This is a genomic window from Egibacteraceae bacterium (genome assembly GCA_040905805.1).
Taxonomy (GTDB): domain Bacteria; phylum Actinomycetota; class Nitriliruptoria; order Euzebyales; family Egibacteraceae; genus DATLGH01.
The window spans coordinates 19531-39778 of sequence record JBBDQS010000005.1 but is presented as its reverse complement, the minus strand read 5'-3'; the positions used below and the strand labels follow the sequence as shown (position 1 = coordinate 39778).

General features: G+C 73.2%; 17 protein-coding genes. 5 read left to right on the top strand and 12 right to left on the bottom strand.

Features of this window, described 5'->3' with window-relative positions; all coding sequences use genetic code 11:
• Window positions 1-143 precede the first annotated feature (143 nt).
• Complete coding sequence (dxs, locus tag WD250_01265) at window positions 144-2009, top strand: 1-deoxy-D-xylulose-5-phosphate synthase (GenBank protein MEX2618823.1); 1866 nt, start codon at window positions 144-146, stop codon at window positions 2007-2009.
• Here dxs and WD250_01260 read toward each other — a convergent pair.
• The 10 genes from WD250_01260 to WD250_01215 all read right to left on the bottom strand — a co-directional run bounded on the left by WD250_01260 (window position 2006) and on the right by WD250_01215 (window position 12321).
• The gene (locus WD250_01260; GenBank protein MEX2618822.1) at window positions 2006-2935 is read right to left on the bottom strand and encodes a phytoene/squalene synthase family protein; all 930 of its coding nucleotides are present in this window, start codon (window positions 2933-2935) and stop codon (window positions 2006-2008) included. The genes dxs and WD250_01260 overlap by 4 nt on opposite strands.
• A gap of 9 nt (window positions 2936-2944) precedes the next feature.
• Window positions 2945-4573 carry a hypothetical protein gene (locus tag WD250_01255; GenBank protein ID MEX2618821.1) on the bottom strand — a complete coding sequence of 543 codons (1629 nt, stop codon included), beginning with the start codon at window positions 4571-4573 and terminating at the stop codon, window positions 2945-2947.
• On the bottom strand, window positions 4566-5180 hold the full coding sequence (locus tag WD250_01250) for an IS607 family transposase (protein ID MEX2618820.1): 615 nt from the start codon (window positions 5178-5180) through the stop codon (window positions 4566-4568). The genes WD250_01255 and WD250_01250 overlap by 8 nt, the downstream gene beginning before the upstream one ends.
• A 178-nt stretch (window positions 5181-5358) precedes the next feature.
• A complete protein-coding gene (gene crtI / locus WD250_01245; protein MEX2618819.1) occupies window positions 5359-6876 on the bottom strand; it encodes a phytoene desaturase family protein in 1518 nt (505 codons plus the stop codon).
• A gap of 5 nt (window positions 6877-6881) precedes the next feature.
• Window positions 6882-8003 (bottom strand): polyprenyl synthetase family protein, encoded by a 1122-nt coding sequence (locus tag WD250_01240; GenBank protein ID MEX2618818.1) that lies wholly within the window; start codon window positions 8001-8003, stop codon window positions 6882-6884.
• An 85-nt stretch (window positions 8004-8088) separates the two neighbouring features.
• Window positions 8089-9552: an Asp-tRNA(Asn)/Glu-tRNA(Gln) amidotransferase subunit GatB gene (gatB, locus tag WD250_01235; GenBank protein MEX2618817.1), complete on the bottom strand. Its 1464-nt coding sequence runs from the start codon at window positions 9550-9552 to the stop codon at window positions 8089-8091.
• Window positions 9549-11027, bottom strand: coding sequence for an Asp-tRNA(Asn)/Glu-tRNA(Gln) amidotransferase subunit GatA (gene gatA / locus WD250_01230; protein ID MEX2618816.1), 1479 nt, complete (start codon window positions 11025-11027; stop codon window positions 9549-9551). The genes gatB and gatA overlap by 4 nt, the downstream gene beginning before the upstream one ends.
• A gap of 25 nt (window positions 11028-11052) precedes the next feature.
• Entirely contained in the window at window positions 11053-11352 is a 300-nt protein-coding gene (gene gatC / locus WD250_01225; GenBank protein ID MEX2618815.1) for an Asp-tRNA(Asn)/Glu-tRNA(Gln) amidotransferase subunit GatC, read from the bottom strand.
• A 100-nt stretch (window positions 11353-11452) separates the two neighbouring features.
• Window positions 11453-11995 (bottom strand): hemerythrin domain-containing protein, encoded by a 543-nt coding sequence (locus tag WD250_01220; GenBank protein MEX2618814.1) that lies wholly within the window; start codon window positions 11993-11995, stop codon window positions 11453-11455.
• An 86-nt stretch (window positions 11996-12081) separates the two neighbouring features.
• A complete protein-coding gene (locus WD250_01215; GenBank protein ID MEX2618813.1) occupies window positions 12082-12321 on the bottom strand; it encodes a DUF3039 domain-containing protein in 240 nt (79 codons plus the stop codon).
• Between the two features lie 165 nt (window positions 12322-12486).
• Between WD250_01215 and WD250_01210 the strand changes: the two genes are divergently transcribed.
• Together WD250_01210 and WD250_01205 are read left to right on the top strand one after the other, a co-directional pair.
• Window positions 12487-13362, top strand: coding sequence for a GNAT family N-acetyltransferase (locus tag WD250_01210; protein MEX2618812.1), 876 nt, complete (start codon window positions 12487-12489; stop codon window positions 13360-13362).
• Between the two features lie 75 nt (window positions 13363-13437).
• Entirely contained in the window at window positions 13438-14367 is a 930-nt protein-coding gene (locus WD250_01205; GenBank protein MEX2618811.1) for a DMT family transporter, read from the top strand.
• 27 nt (window positions 14368-14394) lie between these two features.
• Here WD250_01205 and WD250_01200 read toward each other — a convergent pair whose 3' ends face one another.
• Both WD250_01200 and WD250_01195 read right to left on the bottom strand, forming a co-directional pair.
• Window positions 14395-15381 (bottom strand): WD40 repeat domain-containing protein, encoded by a 987-nt coding sequence (locus WD250_01200; protein ID MEX2618810.1) that lies wholly within the window; start codon window positions 15379-15381, stop codon window positions 14395-14397.
• 206 nt (window positions 15382-15587) lie between these two features.
• Window positions 15588-16169: a hypothetical protein gene (locus WD250_01195; protein MEX2618809.1), complete on the bottom strand. Its 582-nt coding sequence runs from the start codon at window positions 16167-16169 to the stop codon at window positions 15588-15590.
• Between the two features lie 1072 nt (window positions 16170-17241).
• On the opposite strand from WD250_01195, the gene WD250_01190 reads away from it, so the two are divergent.
• Both WD250_01190 and WD250_01185 read left to right on the top strand, forming a co-directional pair.
• Window positions 17242-19941: a hypothetical protein gene (locus WD250_01190; GenBank protein MEX2618808.1), complete on the top strand. Its 2700-nt coding sequence runs from the start codon at window positions 17242-17244 to the stop codon at window positions 19939-19941.
• A complete protein-coding gene (locus tag WD250_01185) occupies window positions 19910-20200 on the top strand; it encodes a hypothetical protein (protein MEX2618807.1) in 291 nt (96 codons plus the stop codon). Before WD250_01190 ends, WD250_01185 begins: the two co-directional genes overlap by 32 nt.
• Window positions 20201-20248 lie beyond the last annotated feature (48 nt).

Genomic DNA, 20248 nt, shown 5'->3' with positions numbered 1-20248 from the left:
CCCCCCCCCTAGTGGTGCGCGCAGGGTGCGTGGCCGCACTGTACGCGAGGGCGCACCCCGACCGTCCGGCCGTGGCGACCCCACGACGACGGACGGTAGGTTGGACCGAGCCCGACGCGCCGCGAGGCGGGAGACACGAGTCCATGCTGATTGACCGGATCGACACCCCAGCGGCCCTGCGCGGGCTCACGGACGACGAGCTCGCGGCGCTCGCGGCCGAGATTCGCGAGTTCATCGTCGACACCGTGGCGCGCAGCGGCGGCCACCTCGGGTCCAACCTCGGCGTGGTGGAGCTGACGCTGGCCCTGCACCGGGTCTTCGACTCACCCCGGGACGCGATCCTCTGGGACACCGGCCACCAGGCGTATGTGCACAAGCTCCTGACGGGCCGCAAGGACGCCTTCGACGGGCTACGCCAGGCCGGGGGCCTGTCGGGATACCCCTCACGCGCCGAGTCCCCGCACGACTGGATCGAGAACAGCCACGCGTCGACGGTGCTGTCCTACGCCCACGGCCTCGCTGCGGCCACCCAGATGAAGGGCGGGGACCGGCAGGTCGTGGCGGTGATCGGGGACGGGGCGATGACGGGCGGGATGGCCTACGAGGCCCTCAACAACCTCGGGCACAGCGGGCAGCGCGTGATCGTCGTCCTGAACGACAACGGCCGTTCGTACGCCCCGACGGTGTCCCGCCTGGGCGAGAGCCTCACGCGGCTGCGCGCGAACCCCTCCTACGTCTCGGCGAGCAAGCGCTGGGAGGCCCGGCTGCGGCGCCTGCCCCGGCCGGCCGCCGGCCTGGCCCGGTCGTGGCTGCGGGGCACGAAGGCGGCCCTGCGGGAGGCCGCCGAGGAGCCGCTCACGTTCTTCGAGGCGCTGGGCGTGCGCTACATCGGCCCGATCGACGGCCACGACATCGGCAAGGTCGAGGAGGTCCTGCGACGAGCCGCCACCTTCGACGGCCCCATCGTCGTGCACGTGCGCACGCAGAAGGGCCGGGGCTACCCGCCGGCGGAGACCGACGCCGAGAAGCGCCTGCACGACACCTCCGCGTTCGACCGGCTGACCGGGCGGGCCCGGGCCCGGGGACGGCCCACCTACACCGAGGTGTTCAGCGAGACGCTGCTGGAGCTCGCCGACCGCCATCCCGAGGTCGTGGCGATCACCGCGGCCATGCCCGGCTCCACGGGTCTGCTCCCCCTGTCGGAGCGCTACCCGGAGCGCGTGCTGGACGTGGGCATCGCCGAGCAGCACGCCACCACCGCCGCCGCCGGGATGGCGATGGGGGGGCTGCGCCCGGTGGTGGCGGTCTACTCCACCTTCTTCAGCCGGGCGTTCGACCAGGCCAACCTCGACGTGGGCCTCCACGGCTACCCGGTCGTGTTCGCCCTGGACCGGGCGGGCATCACCGGTGACGACGGGGCCTCCCATCACGGCGTGCTCGACATGGCGCTGTGCCTGCGGGTGCCGGGCATGACCGTCCTGGCCCCGTCCTCGGGCCGCGAGCTGGAGGCGATGCTGGCCGACGCGGTGACCCTCGACGGCCCGGTCGCCGTGCGCTACCCCAAGGGGCCGGCCCGGGTGGTCCCGCCTAACGCCGTCGGGGACGGACTGCAGGCGCGGCAGATCAATATCGGCACCGACGTCTGCATCCTGGCGGTCGGCAAGCTCGTCGAGGCGTGCGAGGAAGCCGCCAAGCAGCTCGTCGGCGAGGGCGTGTCGGTGACCCTGTGGGACGTGCGGGTCTGCAAGCCGCTGGATCCCGCCATGCTGCGCGACGCCGCCGCGCACCCGATGGTGGTGACCGTCGAGGACGGCGTGGCCGTCGGCGGTGTCGGCTCGGCCGTGGCCGAGGCGCTCGCAAGCCTCCAGGAGACCCGCGCCGCCCCCAGGATGCTGCAGCTCGGGACGCCGGACGCCTACCTGGCGCAGGGCAAGCCGGCGGCGATCCTCACCGACCTCGGTCTGGATGGTGCCGGCATCGCCGCCGCCACCCGCAAGGCCCTGGCCTAAGCGCGCCCGACCGGCAGGAGCTCGCGGAGGGCCACGGCGGCCCGGCGTCGCCGGGACACCATGGCGCGCACCCGAAAGACCTGGTAGTCCGCGGCCTCGATCTCGTCGAGGATCCCGGCGTACAGGCGGTGGGCGATGCGCACGCACCGCCGGCCGGCGGGGTCCAGCATCGTCCACCCGGCTTCGGCTCGCCGGTACAGGGCGCGGGTGCGGGCGATCTGGAAGGCCATGAGCCGGCGGAAGGCAGGCGTCACGTGGCGGCGGGAGAAGTCGCGTTCGGTCACCCCGAACCGCTCGAGGTCCTCCAGGGGCAGGTAGATGCGCCCCCGGTCCCAGTCCTCGGCGATGTCCCGCAGGAAGTTGGTGAGCTGGAACGCCACCCCGAGGTCCATCGCCCTGTCCCGCGCCGCCGCATGGGACGCGCCGAGCACGGGCAGCATCATGGAGCCGATCACGGCCGCCGACCCGTAGGTGTAGGCGCACAGGTCGGCGTAGGTGGGGTACCGGGTGACCGTGAAGTCCATCGCCATCGATCGCAGGAACGCCCGCAGGTCGCCGTGGTCGATGGCGAGCTCCTCGACGGTGTGCAGGACCGCACGCCAGATCGGGTCGGTCGTCCGCCCTGCCTCGAGCGCGTCGAGGAATGCGGTGCTCCACGCCTCCAGCGCCGCCCGACGACGGTCCGCGCTCCACGACAGGTCGAGATGGTCCACCAGGTCGTCGGCGTACCGGGCGAACGCGTACAGGGCGTGCACGTGGCGGCGCCGGTCCGCGGGCAGGAAGCGGGTCGCGAAGTAGTAGGTCCGTCCGTGCGCGGCGTGCAACCGGCGGCACAGCTCGTAGCTCTCCCCCACCGACAGCACCTCGCCGCACCGCCCCACGAGCGCAACCGCCGACACCGGATGCCGATACCGTTCCTGGTGCATCTACTTCTGTCAGCCTGGCCTGGGCCTGGTAGAGGTGCCGCCCGAACGGTGTTGGCGGCTGCGTGCCACATCCGTGGTCTGGGTCCCGCGCCGTCGTTGTCGTGTGACGATGGCGGGTTCCTGGTCGGTGGCATGCTGGCGTGGTTCTCGCGGCCGTGCCCTGTGTGTGTCCGCCGTTGCCCGACCGTCATCCGCTGGTGGCGGGCCGGGAGTGCGTGGCACCGGGACATGGTCGTGGCCGAGGCCACGCCGTCCGATCATCACCGCTGCACCGTCGTGGACGGACACGGCGACATGGTCGGGGGTCTGAACGTCAAGTTGGCCGACGATCTGCCGGCCCCAGCGGGAGGTGTATGCCGGGTCGACCGCGATCACCCACAGCCCGAGGTTGGCGGCCATCTGGGTGAGCCGGTGTCGGAACCTGCCGGTGGGGATGCCGGCCACCGTGGCCCGCAGCCGCCTGCCGCGGCGCCCACGCGGGGCCGTGGCAGCGTCGCGGGACACCACGGCGGTGAAGTTGAGGTTCTCGATCGTGACCGACCGGCAGCCGTGGTTGAGTGCGTGTCGCAGGATGCGGGTGACCATATGGCGGACCTGGGCATCCCGCTGCGACCGGCTGCCGGTGGCGGGCACCGCGAACCGGACTGGGGTCCCGACCGGGTTGCCGGCCGGGTCGATGACCCACCCGGCGACGTGGTCGGCGTTGAGGTCGACCGCGAACGTCCGCTGCTGGCGGAGCAGGTCGGGGTCGGGGGCGGGGGCGGGTTGCGGGTCGATGGTCCAGGACGCATCGAGATACCAGCGGCGTCTGTCGGGGTCGAAGTTGATGTCGTAGCGGACCGCACCCGACACCGTCTGGGCGGCGACCTCGCCGCCGCGATGGGGGAACGCGACCTGACAGGACAGCCGGTAGACCGGCGCCCGGCCGGGTGTGTTGGACAGGTGGGCGAGCGGGGTGGGCAGCCGCACCTCCAGCGTGTTGGTGTCGGGATCCCACCGGATGGTCTCGTTGCCGAGCCGCTTGTCTGCTTCCCCGTCGGCGCACAGAAACAGCCGCGCAGCGTCCCACCCGTCACGCCACCGGTCGACGGTCATTCCCGCCTGAACAAGGTTGTGGCGCTGTTTCGCCAGCGCTGTGCCACCACGGACCACCGACACCCTCCCGGCAGCAAGGTCGGTCTCCAGCCGCGCCAGCCGCGATGCCAGCACCGCCCTGCGACGTTGCTTCTGCCACCGCTCGCCTGCGGTCCTGTAGCCGCGGACACGGCGCCCATTGACCTCGTGCTGTCCACCGACGGGTGCCCGCAGCCGTGCGTCGATGGTGGCCAGGGCGGCCCGCAGGCTACGTGCCTGCTCGCCCTGGTTGGCCCGTTCCCGCGCCCACTGGTCGTTGGACGTCCGGGTGATCGCCCCCGCCCACCGTGACGACGAGGATCCCGTCAACTCCCGCTTCCTGGCGGCCCGGTCCAAGACGCGGCCATCGGCACACCGTCGGGCCAGGTCGCGGCCGGCCAGCAGACCCAGATGCATGCCGACTTGCCACAACACGCCCGCGTCAGCATCCGACACGCGCAGGCGGGTACGCACCCGTGTGCCAGACGGGCGTGCCACGATCACCGGGGGAACGATCTCACGCATCCCGGCCATCTTGCCCTGCCGGTGCGACATCCCGCGGTCGGGTATCCCGGGCAGCACAGCGCAATGCCTTCTCCGCCCGGTTGCGGGCCGACCGGCGCCCATACAGCCTCGCGCACAACGAGGTGAGCACCTCCACCATGTCCCCCACCAGGTCGTCGTCGACCTCACCATCGTCGAGCACCACCAGGCGACGGCCAGCCGCGGTCAGGGCTGCTTCCACCAGCTCGACGTTCATCCGGCCCAGGCGATCCCGATGCTCCACCACCACCGTGCCGACGTCCGAGTCGGCCAGCAGCCGCCGGACCTTGCGGCGGGTGCCGTTCACCCCCGACCCGACCTCGACCTCGACCCGGACCACCGGCACGCCGGTGGTGGCCGCCCATTCGGTGAGCCGTGCCACCTGCCGGTCCAGGTCGGCCTTCTGGTCGTGGGACGACACCCGCGCATACAGCCCCAAACCACCGGTCGGATCAGCATCGTCGACGCAGACGATGATCGTCCCCGTCGGGGTGCGGGAGACGGGGACGGGCATCCGACCGTCGCGAACCCATCGCCACGCCGTCTGGTAATGCACACCTTCACACTCGGCCCATTCACGGAGTCTCATGTGGACAGACTAGCACATATGTTCGCAGATAAACAATGAAACTTCGGGCTTCGGGCAACAGTTGGCGACCCCCCCGTAACAGGGGGGGACGCAGCGACGGAGGTGCGCGCGCCCGCCTCCGGAGGGGCTTGGAGGGCGGGCGGGTGAGCGCCCCGGAGGAGGCGGGCGCGCGCGCCGTTCACCGACCGCTCCTTCCGGCCGAGCCTGACGCCCCGCCGGGCGGTGGCAGAAGCTCAGCCACGCGCTCGGCGGCGAGCTTGCCGCTCACCAGCACCATCGGCACCCCCACACCGGGCGTGGTCGAGGACCCGGTGAAGACCACCCCGGCGACCTTCGGTGCGACGTTCGCCGGCCGGAAGGGCCCGGTCTGGCGGAAGTGGTGGCTGGCCGCGAACGGCGTGCCGGCCGCCATGCCCCGCGCCGCCCAGTCCTCGGGGGTCACGACCTCGCTGGTCACCGTGGTGGCGCGGATCGGACCGTAGCCGGCCGCCTCCAGCCGTTGCTGGGCCAAGGCCATCTCCCGGGGTCCCTGCGTGGACCAGCGCACGGGATGACCGTGCAGGTTGGGTGTGGGCAGCAGGTAGAAGGCCACGCCGCCGCCCGGCGGTGCCTGCCCCGGGTCGGTCACGGTCGGGACGGTGAGGAACCACGAGGGGTCGCGCTGCATGCGCCCGGCGAGGATGTCGTCGAAGGAAGCCTGGTAGTCCTCGGCGAAGTGGATGTTGTGGTGGGCCGCCCCGGCGGGGGCGCCCGACAGCCCGAGGTGCACGACCACGCACGAGGGCGAGTAGCGCAGCGAGCGCACCCGGCGCGGCGTGGCGGCCGGCGGCAGGAGGTCCCGGTACGCCATCGGCAGGTCGGGGTTGCACACGACGACGTCGGCGTCAAGCCGCTCCCCGGCGGCCGTGCGCACACCGGTGGCGCGATCCCCGGCGACGGTCACCGTGTCGACCGGGTCCTTCAGCCGCAGGTCAACGCCGCAGCGCTCGGCCAGCCCGGCGAGCTCCTCGCTGACCCGGTGGATGCCCCCGGGGGGGTAGAACACCCCGGCGACGGCGTCCATGTAGGCGATGATCGCGTAGATGCCCAGGGCCTCGTAGGGGCTCATTCCGGCGTACATCGACTGGAAGGTGAACAGCCGCACCAGCCGCCAGTCGGTGAGGAAGCTCGACACCAGTGCGTGCACCGTGCGGAAGCCGCCGAGACGGACCAGGCGGGCGAGCGCCAGGGGCCGCGCCGCCAGGTCCAGGGGCGAGTCGAAGTTCGCGTCGATGAACGTGGCGTACTCCGCGTCGTACAGGTCCTGCAGACGCCGGGCGAACCGCACGAAGCGGTCGGCCTCGTCCGGCCCGCACACGGTGCGCACCTCCTCGACCATGGCGTCCACGCTGCCGCGGATGGCGAGCTCTGACCCGTCGTGGAACCGGGCGCGGTAGGCCGGGTCGAGGCGCACCAGGGGCAGGTGGTCGGCCAGCGACTCCCCGTTGAGCGCGAACAGCTCGTCGAGCAACGCCGGCATGGTCAGCACGCTGGGACCGGTGTCGAAGGTGTAGCCGGCGCGCTCGATGCGTCCGGCGCGCCCCCCGGGGCGGTCGTCGCGTTCCAGCACGGTCACGTCGATGCCGCCCGCGGCCAGACGGATCGCCGCGGCGAGGCCTCCCAGGCCGGCGCCGACCACCACCACCCGGGCGGGCACGGCTCCTAGACCGTCCGGTGCGCCGCGAAGTCGGCGAGTTCCTCCAACGCCTCGCGGGCCGGCGGGCCCAGGGGTCCGAGCGCCGCACGCGCGACCTCGAGCTGCTCGGCGACCAGCGCCTCGACGGCATCGAGCGCGCCGCAGTCCGTCACGATCTCCCGGACGCGGTCGGCGGTCTCGTCATCGAGCTCGGCATTGCCGAGGGCGCCCACGAGCACCTGGCGCTGCGGAGGTCGAGCCGTGCTGAGGGCCCGCAGCATGAGCACCGTGCGCTTGCCCTCCCGCAGGTCCGACAGCGCCCCCTTGCCGGTGACCGTGTGGTCACCGAACAGCCCGAGGACGTCGTCGCGCAGCTGGAACGCCAGCCCCGTCGCGTCGCCGTACTCGCGCAAGGTGGCATCGAGCGTGGGCTCCCCGCCGCCGATGGCGGCGCCGAGCTGCAGGGGACGGGTGACGGTGTAGCGACCGGACTTCAGGAGCGCGACCCGCAGCGACTCGCCCTCGCCGGCGGCCTCGCGCCCGGTGAGGCGCAGGTCGAGGTACTGGCCGGCCATGACCTCCACCCGCAGCTGGGTGAACACGCGGCGGGCCCGCTCGATCGTCTCGGGTGGCAACGACGCGGTGTCGAGCAGCTGGTCGGCCCACACGAACGCGAGGTCCCCCGCGAGGATGGCTCCGCCCATGCCGAACCAGCGCGCGTCGCCGGTGAGCCCCTCGTCGAAGTGCGTACGGGCCAGCGCCTCGTGGACCGCGGGCCGGCCACGGCGTTCGGCGGAGCGGTCCATGACGTCGTCGTGGATCAGCGCGAACGTGTGCAGGAGCTCGACCGCTCCGGCTGGTCCGAGGACCCCCTCCAGGTGCTCCGCGCCCGTCGCGCGGTGTCCCCAGTAGACGAAGGCAGGCCGCAGCCGCTTGCCGCTGGCGCGCACGAGCCCAGCGACCTCACGGCCGATGGGCGCCAGCGCCGGGTCGAGGGCGGCGAGGTCGGCGATGCGCGCATCCATGAAGCGTCCCAGGAGCGCGTCCACCGGACAGTGCACCGCATCCAGCGCCGCGACCGACCGGAGCCCGTCCACCGCCCCACGGTCTCCGGGGACGACCTGCGAACCCGTCGAGGACCTCAGCATCAACGCCTCTCATCCACCGCGGCATCCTTGCGCCGGACGCACCGCATTCGGCAACCCTATCGCCTCGGGTTTACCCGCGGCGCCGTTAGGTCAGGCGCTGCATGAGCAGTTCGTTGACCAGCTTGGGGTTGGCTTGCCCCTTGCTGGCCTTCATCACGGCCCCCACCAGGGCGCCCACCGCCTTGCGGTTGCCGCCGCGGACCTGGTCCGCCGCATCGGCGTTCTGGGCGATGGCGGCGTCGACCAGGGCGGCCAGCTCGTCGGTGTCGGAGATCTGGGTCAGTCCCCGCTCGCGGACCACCTCGGCAGGCGATCCCGCGCCCGCGAGCACGTCCTCCAGGACCTGGCGGCCGAGCTTGGTGGACAAGGTCCCGTCGCGCACCAGCGCCGCCAGCGCGGCGAGCTGGGCGCCGTCGAGCGGGGCGTCCGCCGGGGCGACCCCGTGGCCCGTCGCCCAGCCGACCAGCTCGTTGGTGAGCCAGTTGGCCGCCTCGACCGGGCCGGCGCCGCCCGCCACCGCGGCCTCGAGGGTGGGGACCAGATCGGCCTCGACCAGGGTCGCGACCTGCTCGGCGGGGACGCCCTGCTGCTCGGTCAGCCGCTGGCGGGTCACGGCAGGCAGCTCGGGCAGACCGGCCCGCAACTGCTCGATCCACCCGGCGTCCGGCTCGAGCGGCACGAGGTCGGGCTCGGGGAAGTAGCGGTAGTCGAAGACCTCTTCCTTGGCCCGCAGCGTCGAGGTGGCGCCCGCCCCCTCGTCCCAGTGCCGGGTCTCCTGGACGACCTGCTCGCCGGCGGTCAGGAGGTCGGTCTGGCGGGCGACCTCGTACTCGATCGCCCGCCCGAGGCTGCGCAGCGAGTTCATGTTCTTGACCTCGACGCGGGTGCCGAACACGGTGTGGCCCACCGGGCGCAGGGAGACGTTGGCGTCGCAGCGCATGGAGCCCTCCTCCAGCTTGGCGTCGCTGACGCCCAGGGCGCGCACGATCGCCCGCAGCTCGGTGAGGTAGGCGCGCGCCTCGTCGGCGGACCGGATGTCGGGTTCCGACACGACCTCCAGCAGCGGGATCCCCGCCCGGTTGTAATCAATCAAGGAGTGGTCGGCCCCGTGGATGCGCCCGCTCGTGCCGACGTGGGTGCTCTTGCCGGTGTCCTCCTCCATGTGCACCCGGGTGATGCCCACCTGGGTGCGCTTCCCGCCGTCGACCGTCACCTCCAGGACGCCACCGGCGCAGATCGGCACGTCGTACTGGGAGATCTGGTAGTTCTTCGGCATGTCGGGATAGAAGTAGTTCTTGCGGTGGAACTCCGTCCACGGTGCCACCGCGCAGCCGAGCGCCAGACCGAGCCGGATCGCGGACTCGACGGCGGCTCGATTGGCCACGGGCAGGCTGCCGGGCTGGCCGAGGCACACCGGGCAGGTGCGGACGTTGGGCTCCCCGCCGAAGTCGATCGCGCAGCCGCAGAACATCTTCGTGCGCGTGGACAGCTCGACGTGCACCTCCAGGCCGATCACGGCCTCGTAGCGGGTGGCCTGCTCGACGCTCACGGGGCCTCCACGGCGTTCGGTCCCCGCGGGACGCTGTCGAGGGCGAGGTCGGCTTCGAGGGCACGGGCCACCCGCAGCATGGTGGCCTCGCCGCCCATCGGGGCCATGATCTGCAGGCCGGCCGGCAGCCCGCGGTCGTCCAGCCCGATCGGCACCGACACGGCGGGGACGCCGGCGAGGTTCGCGGCGTTGGTGTAGACGTCCTGCAGGTACATGGACAGCGGATCATCGAGGTTCTCGCCGAACCGGAAGGCGGTCGACGGCGTCGTCGGACCGACCAGGACGTCGCACTGCTCGTAGGCGGCCTCCAGGTCGCGGATGATCAGCGTGCGCACCCGCTGCGCCTGCGCGTAGTAGGCGTCGTAGTAGCCGGCGGACAGCGCGTAGGTGCCGATCATGATGCGGCGCTTGACCTCGGCGCCGAAGCCCGCCTCGCGGGTCGCGGCCATCATCTCCTCGGTGGTGGCGCCCGGGACCCGCAGCCCGTAGCGCACCCCGTCGTAGCGGGAGAGGTTGCTCGACGCCTCGCTCGGGGCGATGAGGTAGTAGGCGGCCACCCCGTAGGCGACGTGCGGGACGCTGACCTCGGCGACCTGGGCCCCGAGCTTCTCCAGGCGTGCGAGCGCGTCCCGCACGCGGGCGCCGACCCGGTCGTCCCCGCCCTCGCTCTGGTACTCCGTCACCACCCCCACCCGCAAGTCACGCACGCCGTCCTGCAGGGCGCTCAGGAGATCCGGTGCCGGGCCCGGCAGGCTGGTGGCGTCGGCGGGATCGTTGCCGGCGATGGCCTGCAGCACGCGGGCGGCGTCCTCGACCGTGCGTGCGAGCGGGCCGATCTGGTCCAGCGAGGACGCGAACGCGAGCAGGCCGTAGCGGCTCACCAGGCCGTAGGTCGGTTTCACGCCGACGACGCCGCAGAACGCGCCGGGCTGGCGCACCGACCCGCCGGTGTCCGACCCGAGCGCCACCGGGGCCTGGCAGGCGGCGACTGCCGCCGCAGACCCCCCCGATGAGCCGCCGGGCACGCGCCCGAGGTCCCACGGGTTGGCCGTGCGCGCGAAGGCGGAGTTCTCGGTGGACGAGCCCATGGCGAACTCGTCCATGTTTGCCTTGCCGATCACGACGGCGTCGGCCGCGCGCAAGCGCGTCACGACGGTGGCGTCGTAGGGCGGGCGGTAGTGCTCCAGGATCCGCGAGGCGCAGGTGGTCTCGACCCCGCGGGTGGTGAGGTTGTCCTTCAGCACGACGGGCACGCCGGCGAGGGCCCCGAGGGTCTCCCCGGCCCCGCGCCGCCGGTCGATGTCGCGGGCGTGATCGAGCGCGGGCTCGTCGAGGCGGCGCAGCAGCGCGCGCACGTCCCCGTCGGTGGCGGTCACCCGGTCGAGGTGCGCGCGGGTGACCTCCTCGGCGGAGACCGCGCGGGTCTCGAGCAGTGCCAGGAGGTCGGTGGCCGTCGTGCCGACGAGCTCGTTCACGCCCGGGCCTGTCGGGGGACGCCCATCAGGCCTCGTCCTCGATGATCCGGGGCACCCGGAAGCGCCCGTCCTCCGCGTGGGGTGCGGGAGCCAGGACGTCGGCGGGCGGCAGGGACGGCCGCGGCTCGTCGTCGCGCAGGACGTTCGTGAGCCGCGAAGGGTGCCCGGTCGGCGGGACGTCCGCCGTGGCCACCGCCCCGACCTGCTCGGCGTAGCCCAGGATCTCGGTCAGCTCGCCGCGTAAGCTCGCGACCTCGGCGTCGGTCAGGTCCACGCGGGCGAGCCGCGCGACATGGCGCACGTCCTCGTCGGTCAGCTCGGCCATGGTGCCTCCTCGGCGGGCAGCGGAAGGCGAAGGCTAGCGCGAGCCGCCGGGACGGGCGACGGGCCCCGCCGGCTCGCTCCCCGCCGGGGAGGCAGGACCGCTACAACGCGCCCCGGTCCTCGTAGTCCGCGACGAGCTGGCGGACGTGCTCCGGGTCGCCCGGGTTGTTCTGCAACCAGCCGAGCCGGGCGCGCATGAACCCCTCGCCGAGCTCGAGGCGGGTCCGCTCGGCGACCGCCTCACGAGCGGCGTTCAGCACCTCGCGCTCCTCCTCGTCGATGTGGTGGCTGACGCCCTCGACCAGCTCCTCCAAGGCGTCTTCCCATTCCTGGCTGTCGACGTCCGCGACCGCCTGCAGCTGCGCCAGCGCCTGGTGGCCCTCACCGTGCTCCTCGACGCCGTGCTTGATCTCGTCGGTCTCGGCGGGCGCCTGGACCTTCAGGTGGGGGTAGACCTCGCTCTCCTCGGCCAGGGCGTGGGCGACGAGCAGGTCGGCGAGCTCGCCCAGCCGCGCCGCCCGGTCCTCGTCACGGTTGCGCAGCAGGCGGAACAGCCGCTCGAACTCGCGGTGGTCCGCCAGGATGAGGTCGACGACATCGCCGCTCCGGATGGTGTCCGCGCCCTGGTTGGCTAACTGGCTCATGGGTTCTCCTCGGTGGTGGCTGGCGTGCGGCAGCAACGCTGCTCCAGGATCCCCCTGGCAGGCGCGGATGAACCCTGTCCGGCCGCTCAGCCCCCCGCCATGGCCTCCGCGCGCTCCTTGCACGTGGGGCAGACCGGATAGCGCTCGGGGTTGCGGGAGGGGACCCAGCGCTTGCCGCACAGGGCCTCAACCGGCGTGCCGAGCACGCGGGCCTCGGTCACCGAGGCCGCCGCCCCGCCACCAGGTCGCCAGATGATGTGCGCGAAGCGCTCGCGGTCGCTGGAGTCCGTGGAGACCGGAGCCGGTCGCTGCTCTGTCGTGGTCATGGGAGCCGTCACGCTGCCTTGCGCCGTCGGGATGGTCCCACTGTAACGGCCCGAGGTCCGATTGGCCTGCCGGCGGCCCGCGGCGGTAACCAGGGCGCACCGGTGGGACAATGCATGGACCGACCCGCCGATCGGTCGGCAGCCCACCAGTGAGGACACGGGAACGTGACGGTGATCCAGAGCCTGCGGGCAGGCGACGTCGATGACGTCGCGCACCACATCGAGCGACTGCAGCGCGACCCCGAGCAGTTCACCGGCGACCTGCCCATCGACGCCGCCGCCATCGCCGAGGCGCTGCCGGCCCTGCCCGGGGGGGTCGCCTGCATCGTGGTGGCGGTCAGCGACGGGCGCCCCGTGGGCCTGCTCGGCGCCGATCACGCGACGGACCCCCCGAGGGTGTGGTGGCAGGGCCCGTTCGTCTGGGGCGGCGAGGGCTGGCGGGCCGTGGCCGACCGCCTCTACACGTCGGCCCGCCGGCGCCTGCCGCCCCAGGTGACACAGGAGGAGTTCGCTCCCGACGAGTGCAACGCCCGGGTGCAGGGCTTCGCCCGTGCGCACGGCTTCCACGCCGAGGCGGCCTCGGCGGTCCTGGTCCTCGGCGAACGCCTGCCCGACCCGGGTGACGACGCCGTCGTGCCCATCACCGCGGAGGACCATCCCGAGCTGGCGCGGTTGCACGACCTGCTGTTCCCCGAGGCGGGCGGCGCCGGCGACGCGCCCGTCGAGGTCGACGATCCCGACCGCGTCGCCCTCGGCATCCGGCGCGCGGGCGGGCTCGTCGGGTACGTGATCGCGCGCTGCCTCCTCGACGGAAGTGGCTCGATCGAGTTCGTCGGCGTGCGACCCGACCTGCGCGGTCGCGGGCACGGCCGCGCGCTGGTCCTGGCCGGCGTGCACTGGCTCCAGCGCCGGCAGTGCGCCCCGGTGCACCTCACCATCCGCGAGGACCTCCGCGCCGGCCGCGCCCTGTACGCCGCCGTGGGCTTCGTCGAGGAGCGCCTGGTGCGCCCGTGGCGCAAGGGCTTCACCCTGGATCCCTGACCGGCGAACCCGCCCGAGCCTGCGAGGTGGAGCGGCTGCGCGCAGGCGCGATCGCTATGCTCGCCGCTGACCACCGTGACGGATTCACGCCTGCCCTACGCCACCGGAACCGCCGGCGCCCTGCTGATCGCCTTTTCTGCCGTGCTGGTCCGTCTGGCCGACGTCGCGCCGGCCACCGCCGCGGTCTTCCGCTGCTTCTACGCCCTGCCGGTGCTGGCGCTGCTCACCGCTCGTGAGGCCCGCCGGTACGGACCGCGCAGCCGGCGTGACCGGGGAGTCGCCTTTGCGGCCGGGGTGTTCTTCGCCGCCGACCTCACGTTCTGGCACTACGCGATCGACTACGTCGGCGCCGGGCTCGCCACGGTCCTGGCCAACAGCCAGGTCGTGCTCGTGGGACTCATCGCCTGGCTGGTCCTGGGTGAGCGACCACGCCCGCGCGTGCTCGTGGCGGTCCCGGTGGTGCTCGTCGGCGTGACCTTGATCTCCGGGGTCATCGGCGAGGGCGCCTACGGGCAGGACCCCCTGCTCGGCGTGGTGTTCGGCCTCGTGACCGCGCTGGCCTACGCCGGGTTCATCCTCACCCTGCGCGCCGGCAACACCCACCCCCGCCGGCCCGCCGGCCCGCTGTTCGACGCGACGCTGTCAGCCGCGGCGTGCGCGGCGCTGGCGGGCCTGCTGCTCGGCGACATCCAGTTCGCGCCCTCCTGGCCGGCACATGGGTGGCTCGCACTGCTCGCCCTCAGCTCCCAGGTGCTCGCCTGGCTGCTGATCTCCATCTCGCTGCCGCGCCTGCCCGCCGTCGTGACGTCGATGCTGCTGATGCTCCAGCCGGTCGGCGCGGTCGCGCTCGGGGCCGTGCTGCTGGCCGAGGCCCCGTCACCCGTCCAGCTCGCCGGCGTCGGCGCGGTGCTCGCGGGCATCATCGTGGCCGCCAGCGGGCGCCGTCCCGCCCAGCCCCCCGCCGCACCGGTCGACGCCCCCCCGCCGGGCCACAGCCCCGGGTGAACCCACGGGGCGCCGGTGTCAGCACCCCTATCTGAGTGTCCAGATGCGGACCTTGCCGTCGGCCCCGGCTTGGGCGAGCCGGCGCGCGTCTGGGGAGAACGCAAGGTCGTAGACCCCGTCGATCGGCAGACCCGCCGTGGCGATCGGCGTGTCGCGGTCATGGGACCAGACGGTCACCTTCCGACGCGCCGCGACCGCCAGCAGTCGTCCGCTGCGCGAGAAGGACACGGCGCTGGCGCGATCGCCGACGTCCAGCCGCCGGACCTCCTCCCAGCCGGTGCAGTCCCACAGCGCCACGGTGCCGTCGTATCCGGCGGTGGCCAGCATCGCTCCGTCGGCTGAGACGTCGAGCCCGATGACTCCCGGAGCCCCGGTGTCGAGGACGGCCAGGGTCTCGTTGCTGTCGGTCGCGCGCACGGTCACGCGGGGCCCCTGACCCGACTCGATGCTGCACGTCCCGTCAGGGGTGTAGGCGACCGCCGCCAGGCGCTTGAGGTCAGTGCGCACCTCCCCGACGCAGACGTGCTCTGCGAGGTCCCACTGCAGCAGACGTCCGTCATAGCCGCCGGTCAACGCCCCAGCGCCGTCGGGCGAGACGGCGGGCGCAACCACGGCATCGCGATGACCGTCCAGCACGCCGACGGAGCTGCGGGTGTCCAGGTCCCAGATGCGAACCGTCCGGTCCGAGGACACGGCGACCGCCAAGCGCCCGTCGGGGGTCACCCCGACGGCGTTGACGACCTTGCTGTGGCCCAGGAGCTCCCCTTGGGTCGCCCCGGTGGCGGCGTCGAGAATCGCGATGCGGGCGTCCTGCCCCCCGGACAGCACGCGGGTGCCGTCGGGGGTGAACACGACGGTCTGACCGTGTCGGCCATGCACCTCGACGACGACAGGATCGCTCAGCACCACGTCGACCTCGTCGCTCTCCACGCTTGTCCGCGCGGCGGTGTAGGTCTCCCCCGCGACCGCCATGCGGGCGCGCACCAGCTGCTTGAAATGCTTGTTCGCGGTCATCACGTGCCCCTTTCGTGGCACAGAACACCGCCCCACGCGCCGTGTTCTGCCAACGTCGCCACGATCCGGTCACGTCACCCAGGTCACGTCACCACTGCCACCTCGAGGACACGTATCCCCTTCACCCCCGACCGGGACAGCGTGGGCGTCCCGATGCTGCAGAGGTCTGCGCGAGGCACCGCGAAGGCGATGGTACCTCCGGCGCCTCAGGGCAGGTAGACCTCGGTGATCTCCACGACCTCGCCGTCGTGCACGGTCACGGTGAACGGGGACTCAGGGCTGCCGTGGGGCAGCGACGCGCCGCTGACGAGGTCGCGGTAGTCCCAGTCGACGAGCTGGCACTCGCCACTGCAGTCGTACACCTGCACCCGCACGTCCGCGGCCACCGGGATCTCGTAGGCCTCGACGGTGGGGTTGCGCAGGTAGGGGACGACACCTTCCTCGACAGGGGGCTCGCCGTCGGCTGCACGCGCAGCGGCGGCGGCCTCCCCAACCCGGACCTCGACCTCGTCGAACGTGATCATGTTCTCCGCCGCGAGGGTGAGGTAACCCGTCATGGTGCCCGCCAGGGCGGTGCCGCCGCCAGCAGCCTGGTCACCACCACCGGCAGCCTCGCCGCTGCCGTCGGGCGGCTCACCAGCGTCGTCGACCTGCTCGTCGCCGCCGCCCACGTCCTCGCCACTGCCCGGCGGCAGGGACTCGCTGCCGCAGCCAGCCATGACGATCGCCACGAACGCGAGCAGGACGGGCCCGCGCCACACACCTCCGACCACTCGTTGCGCTGCCATCGGTCGGTCTCCTCCCACCCAGGCCGCGGCGGGAGCCGCGTGCTCCACGGTCAGATGCCGGCGGTGGCGGCAAGGTTCCCGGTGCGAACGCCACTGTTTGGGCCGGCCGACCGCGCTGAGGTCGGCGCGCGTCGTAGGATGCGCGCCCGCCGGCGAACGCCTGCCGACCGCCGGGCCGGGCCTTCGGGAAGGAGCTCGCGATGTCGACCGTCTCCTGTCGACGCCGCTGAGCGGATGGAGCAGACACCGGCTGAGCAGATGACGGCGGCCGATCCTGCCCGCGCGGGGATCGAGCGCCTGCGGGCGCACCACCGTGCGCCGTGGACCGGGCGAGGACCGCAGCTGGCGCGCCTGGACGCCTTCCTCGACGACCCTGCGGCGCAGCATGCGCTGGTGCACCAGGAGACGGGCCGGGGCACGACCGCGTTGCTGGTGCGCTGGGTCGATTCGGTGCTGGCCCGCGACGACTGGGCGGTGGTCTTCGTCCCGATCAGCCGGCGGTTTCGCACCGCCGAGGCCGGAGTGATCCTCGGGTCGCTGGGCGTGCAGCTGGCGGCCTGCTGGGACGAGGACGCGCAGCAGCTCGTGCTGCGCCCGCATCGGGCGCGCGCACGGCTGGGTGGGTGGCTGCTACGCGACACCACGCCGGCGGGCAAGCGGCTGCTGGTGGTCGTTGACGGGTTGGACGAGGCGGTCGGGTTGCCCGTGGGCGCGGACCTGTTGCCGTCCCGGCTGGGCGCGGGCACCCGGGTCGTCGTGTCGGTCCGGGCCGGCGGGATGACCCGCCACACGTGGCTACGCCGGCTCGGCTGGGACGGCGTGCCGGTCGTCCACGTGCCCGCATTGCAACCGTTGAGCGAGGCGCAGGTCGGTGACGTCGCCGCGCAGCTGTGGTTCGCGCAGCAGCGCCAGCCGAATCCTGCGCAGACGCGCGCGCTCGTCAGGATCAGCGGGGGTGACCCGCTGCTGGTCCGGCTGACCGCGGGCGACCTCCTCGCGGGAAGAGTCGGCGTGGAGGAGCTGTCGCGTCGAACGCCCGGGCTGCCCGCCTACGTCGAGGATGCCCTGACGGGTGCCCCTCCCGCGGTGCGGGCGCTGCTGGGCTGCTGTGCGGGCGCTGCTGGGCTGCTGTGCGGCCGCGTTGGGTCCGCTGACCGGCGCCGACCTGGCGGCGCTCATGCCCGAGCACGTGGGTGCCCGCGACGTCCTCGACGACGCGTCTCGGTCGGTGGCTCGGCTTGTCGCCGGTGACGGCTCCCCCGCGGACGGGTTCGTTTTCGCCCATCCCCGGTTGCGCGAGCTGTACCGCGAGGGGCTCCCCGCCGGGCAGCGCGACGACCTCGAAAACCGCTTCGTCGCCTATGGCCGGGCGTGGTGGCGGGATCGGGGTGATCCCCCGCCCGCGTACGTGCGCAGCCACTGGACGGCCCACCTCGCGCAGGCCGGGCAGTGGACGCTGCTGCGCGACGTGCTGACCAGCTACGACACGATCGGCGACCGGCGACGTCAACCGTGGGCGGCTGCCTGCTACGGCGCGGAGGGCAGCCACGCCGGATACCTGGCGGACCTCGACCTGCTGTGGCGCCATGCCGAGGACGTGCCCGACATCCCGACCGCTCTGACGTGCGCGGTGATCAGCACGACCCTGCACCGCCTCACCCCCGACCTGGCACCCGCGCTCGTCGTCGCCCTGGTGACCGTCGGCACACCCCAGGGCCGCTGGTCGGTCGCTGCCGCGCTCGAACACAGCCGTCTGGTCGTCGGCGCCCACAGCAGGGCGACAGCGCTGCGGATGCTGCGGGAGACCGCCGAAGACCGTGACTGGCCCCACGACCTGGCGGTCGACGTCGCGCGGTCGATCACCGAGCAGCGATCGCGAGCGGAGGTGGTGGCGGCCCTGGCACCCCACCTGCCACCGGAGCGGCGGGACCGGGTTCTCACCGAGGAGCTGGAGGCCGCCCGCGCCCTCGACGAGTCCGACCGGTCGCTGGTGTTGGCGGCGCTGGCCCCCGCCCTGCCCGAGGAGCTGCAGGGCCGGGCGCTGGAGGTCGCCCTCACCATCACCGAAGAGCGCAACCGCGTCCCGGCGTTGACGGTGTTGGCGCGTGGCCTGCCCGAGAGGCTGCACGGCCAATCGGTGGAGGCCGCGCGTGCCCTCACGGGCGCCTCCTACCGGGCCTGGGCCTTGACGGCGCTCGGGCCCGTCATGCCCGAAGGACAACGCGACGACCTCCTCGACGAGGCGCTGGAAGCCGTCCGGGCCATCACCGAGGAGTGGACTCGGTCAAAGACGTTGACGGCGCTGGTGCCCGCAGTGCGCACGTGGGGCCGGGGCACCATCCTCACCCGGACGCTGGACGCCGCCCTCGAGCTCACCAACGACGTGGGCCGGTCGCGGGCGCTGGTCGCCCTGGCACCGGCACTGCCCGGAGCGCTGCACGGCCGCGCGCTGGAGGCCGCCCTGGCCATGACCGAGGCGGAACCCCGGGCAGAGGCGCTGGTGGCGCTGGCGCCCGCCGCCCTTCCCGAGCGGCAGCGCGGCGACGTCCTCACGGCGGCGCTGGAGGCCGCCCGTGCCGAACGCAGCGCGGACGCCCGGTCGACGGTGTTGACGTGGATGGTCGCCACCCGGGCGGGGGAAGGGCGCGGCGACGTCCTCGCCGCCGCGCTGGAGGCCGCCCGTGCCATACCCGAGCGGGAGGCCCGGTCACGAGCGCTGGTGACAGTCGCCGCCTTCGTGCCCCAGGAGCAGCGCAGCAATGTCCTCGCCGCCGCGCTGCTGGCCGCGCGTGCCATACCCGATGTGGACGCCCGGTCGCAGGCGCTGGCGGAGCTGGCACCCCTCCTGCCGCAGGAGCAGCGCAGCGACGTCGTCGCCGAGGCGCTGGAGGTCGTCGGTGCCCGCAGCCACGAGCGAGCCCTTGCGGAGCTGTTGGGGGCGCTGGCACGCGCCCTGCCCGAGGATCGCCACAGCGACGTCCATGCCCGGGCGCTGGAGGCCGCCCTCGCCATCACCGACGAGGATGCACGCTGGGAGGTGGTCACGGCCCTGGTGCCCACCCTGCCGGAGGGTCTGCACGACCGGGTGCTGGAGGTCGCCCGTGCCACCAGCAATGAGTGGCGGCGGTCGGATCTGCTGGCAGCCCTGGCACCCGCCCTGCCCGAGGAACGACGTCTCGGCATCCTCGCCGAGGCCCTGGAGGCCGCCCTCGCCATCTCCTACGAGACACCCCGGGCAGATGCACTGGAAGATCTGGCGCCTGCCCTGCCCGGGGAGCTGCACGGCCGGGTGCTGGAGGGCGCCCGCACCATGCGCCACGAGGAAGACCGGGCACGGGTGCTGGCGGCGCTGGGCCCCACCCTGGCCGAGGGGCTGCACGGCCAGGCGCTGGAGGTCGCCCTCACCATCACCGAAGACTGGACCCGGGCGGAGGCGCTGGCCGCCATCGCACCCGCCCTGCCCGAGGAGCTGCACGGTCGCGCCTTGGAGTCCGTTCTGGCCATGACCGAGACGCAGGCCCGGGCAGAGGCGCTGGCGGCGCTGGCCCCGGCGCTGCCCGAGAAGCAGCGCAACCGCGTCCTGACCGAGGCCCTGAATGCCGCCTGTGACTGCCCACGACGGGCAAGAGGAAGCACTGGCGGGGTTGGGGCCCGCGCTGCCCGAGGACCTGCGCGGCAAGGCGCTGGACGTCGCCCTCGCCATCACCGAAGGAGGCTCCAGAGCAAAGGTGTTGGCGGCGTTGGCCCCAACCCTGCCCGAGGACCTGCATGACCAGGCGCTGCAAGCGGCCCTCGCTATCACCGACGACTGGAGCAGGGCACGGGCGCTGGCCGCCCTCGCCCCGGTTCTCGCCCGCCGTCCCGACCCGTCCCTGTGGCACCCGACGGTGCGCGACCTCGCGGAGCGCGGCACCCCAGCGCTCCTCGCCGGGGTCACGGCCCTCGCCCAGTGGCTGGCCGCCCTGACGAGCCCGTCCGACGTCGAAGCGGTGGCATCCGCGGTCACCGACGCGCTCCAGAGCACCTGGTGACGGACACCCGGAGGGGGCAGCCGGCCGACCTGGCATCGAAACAGCGGA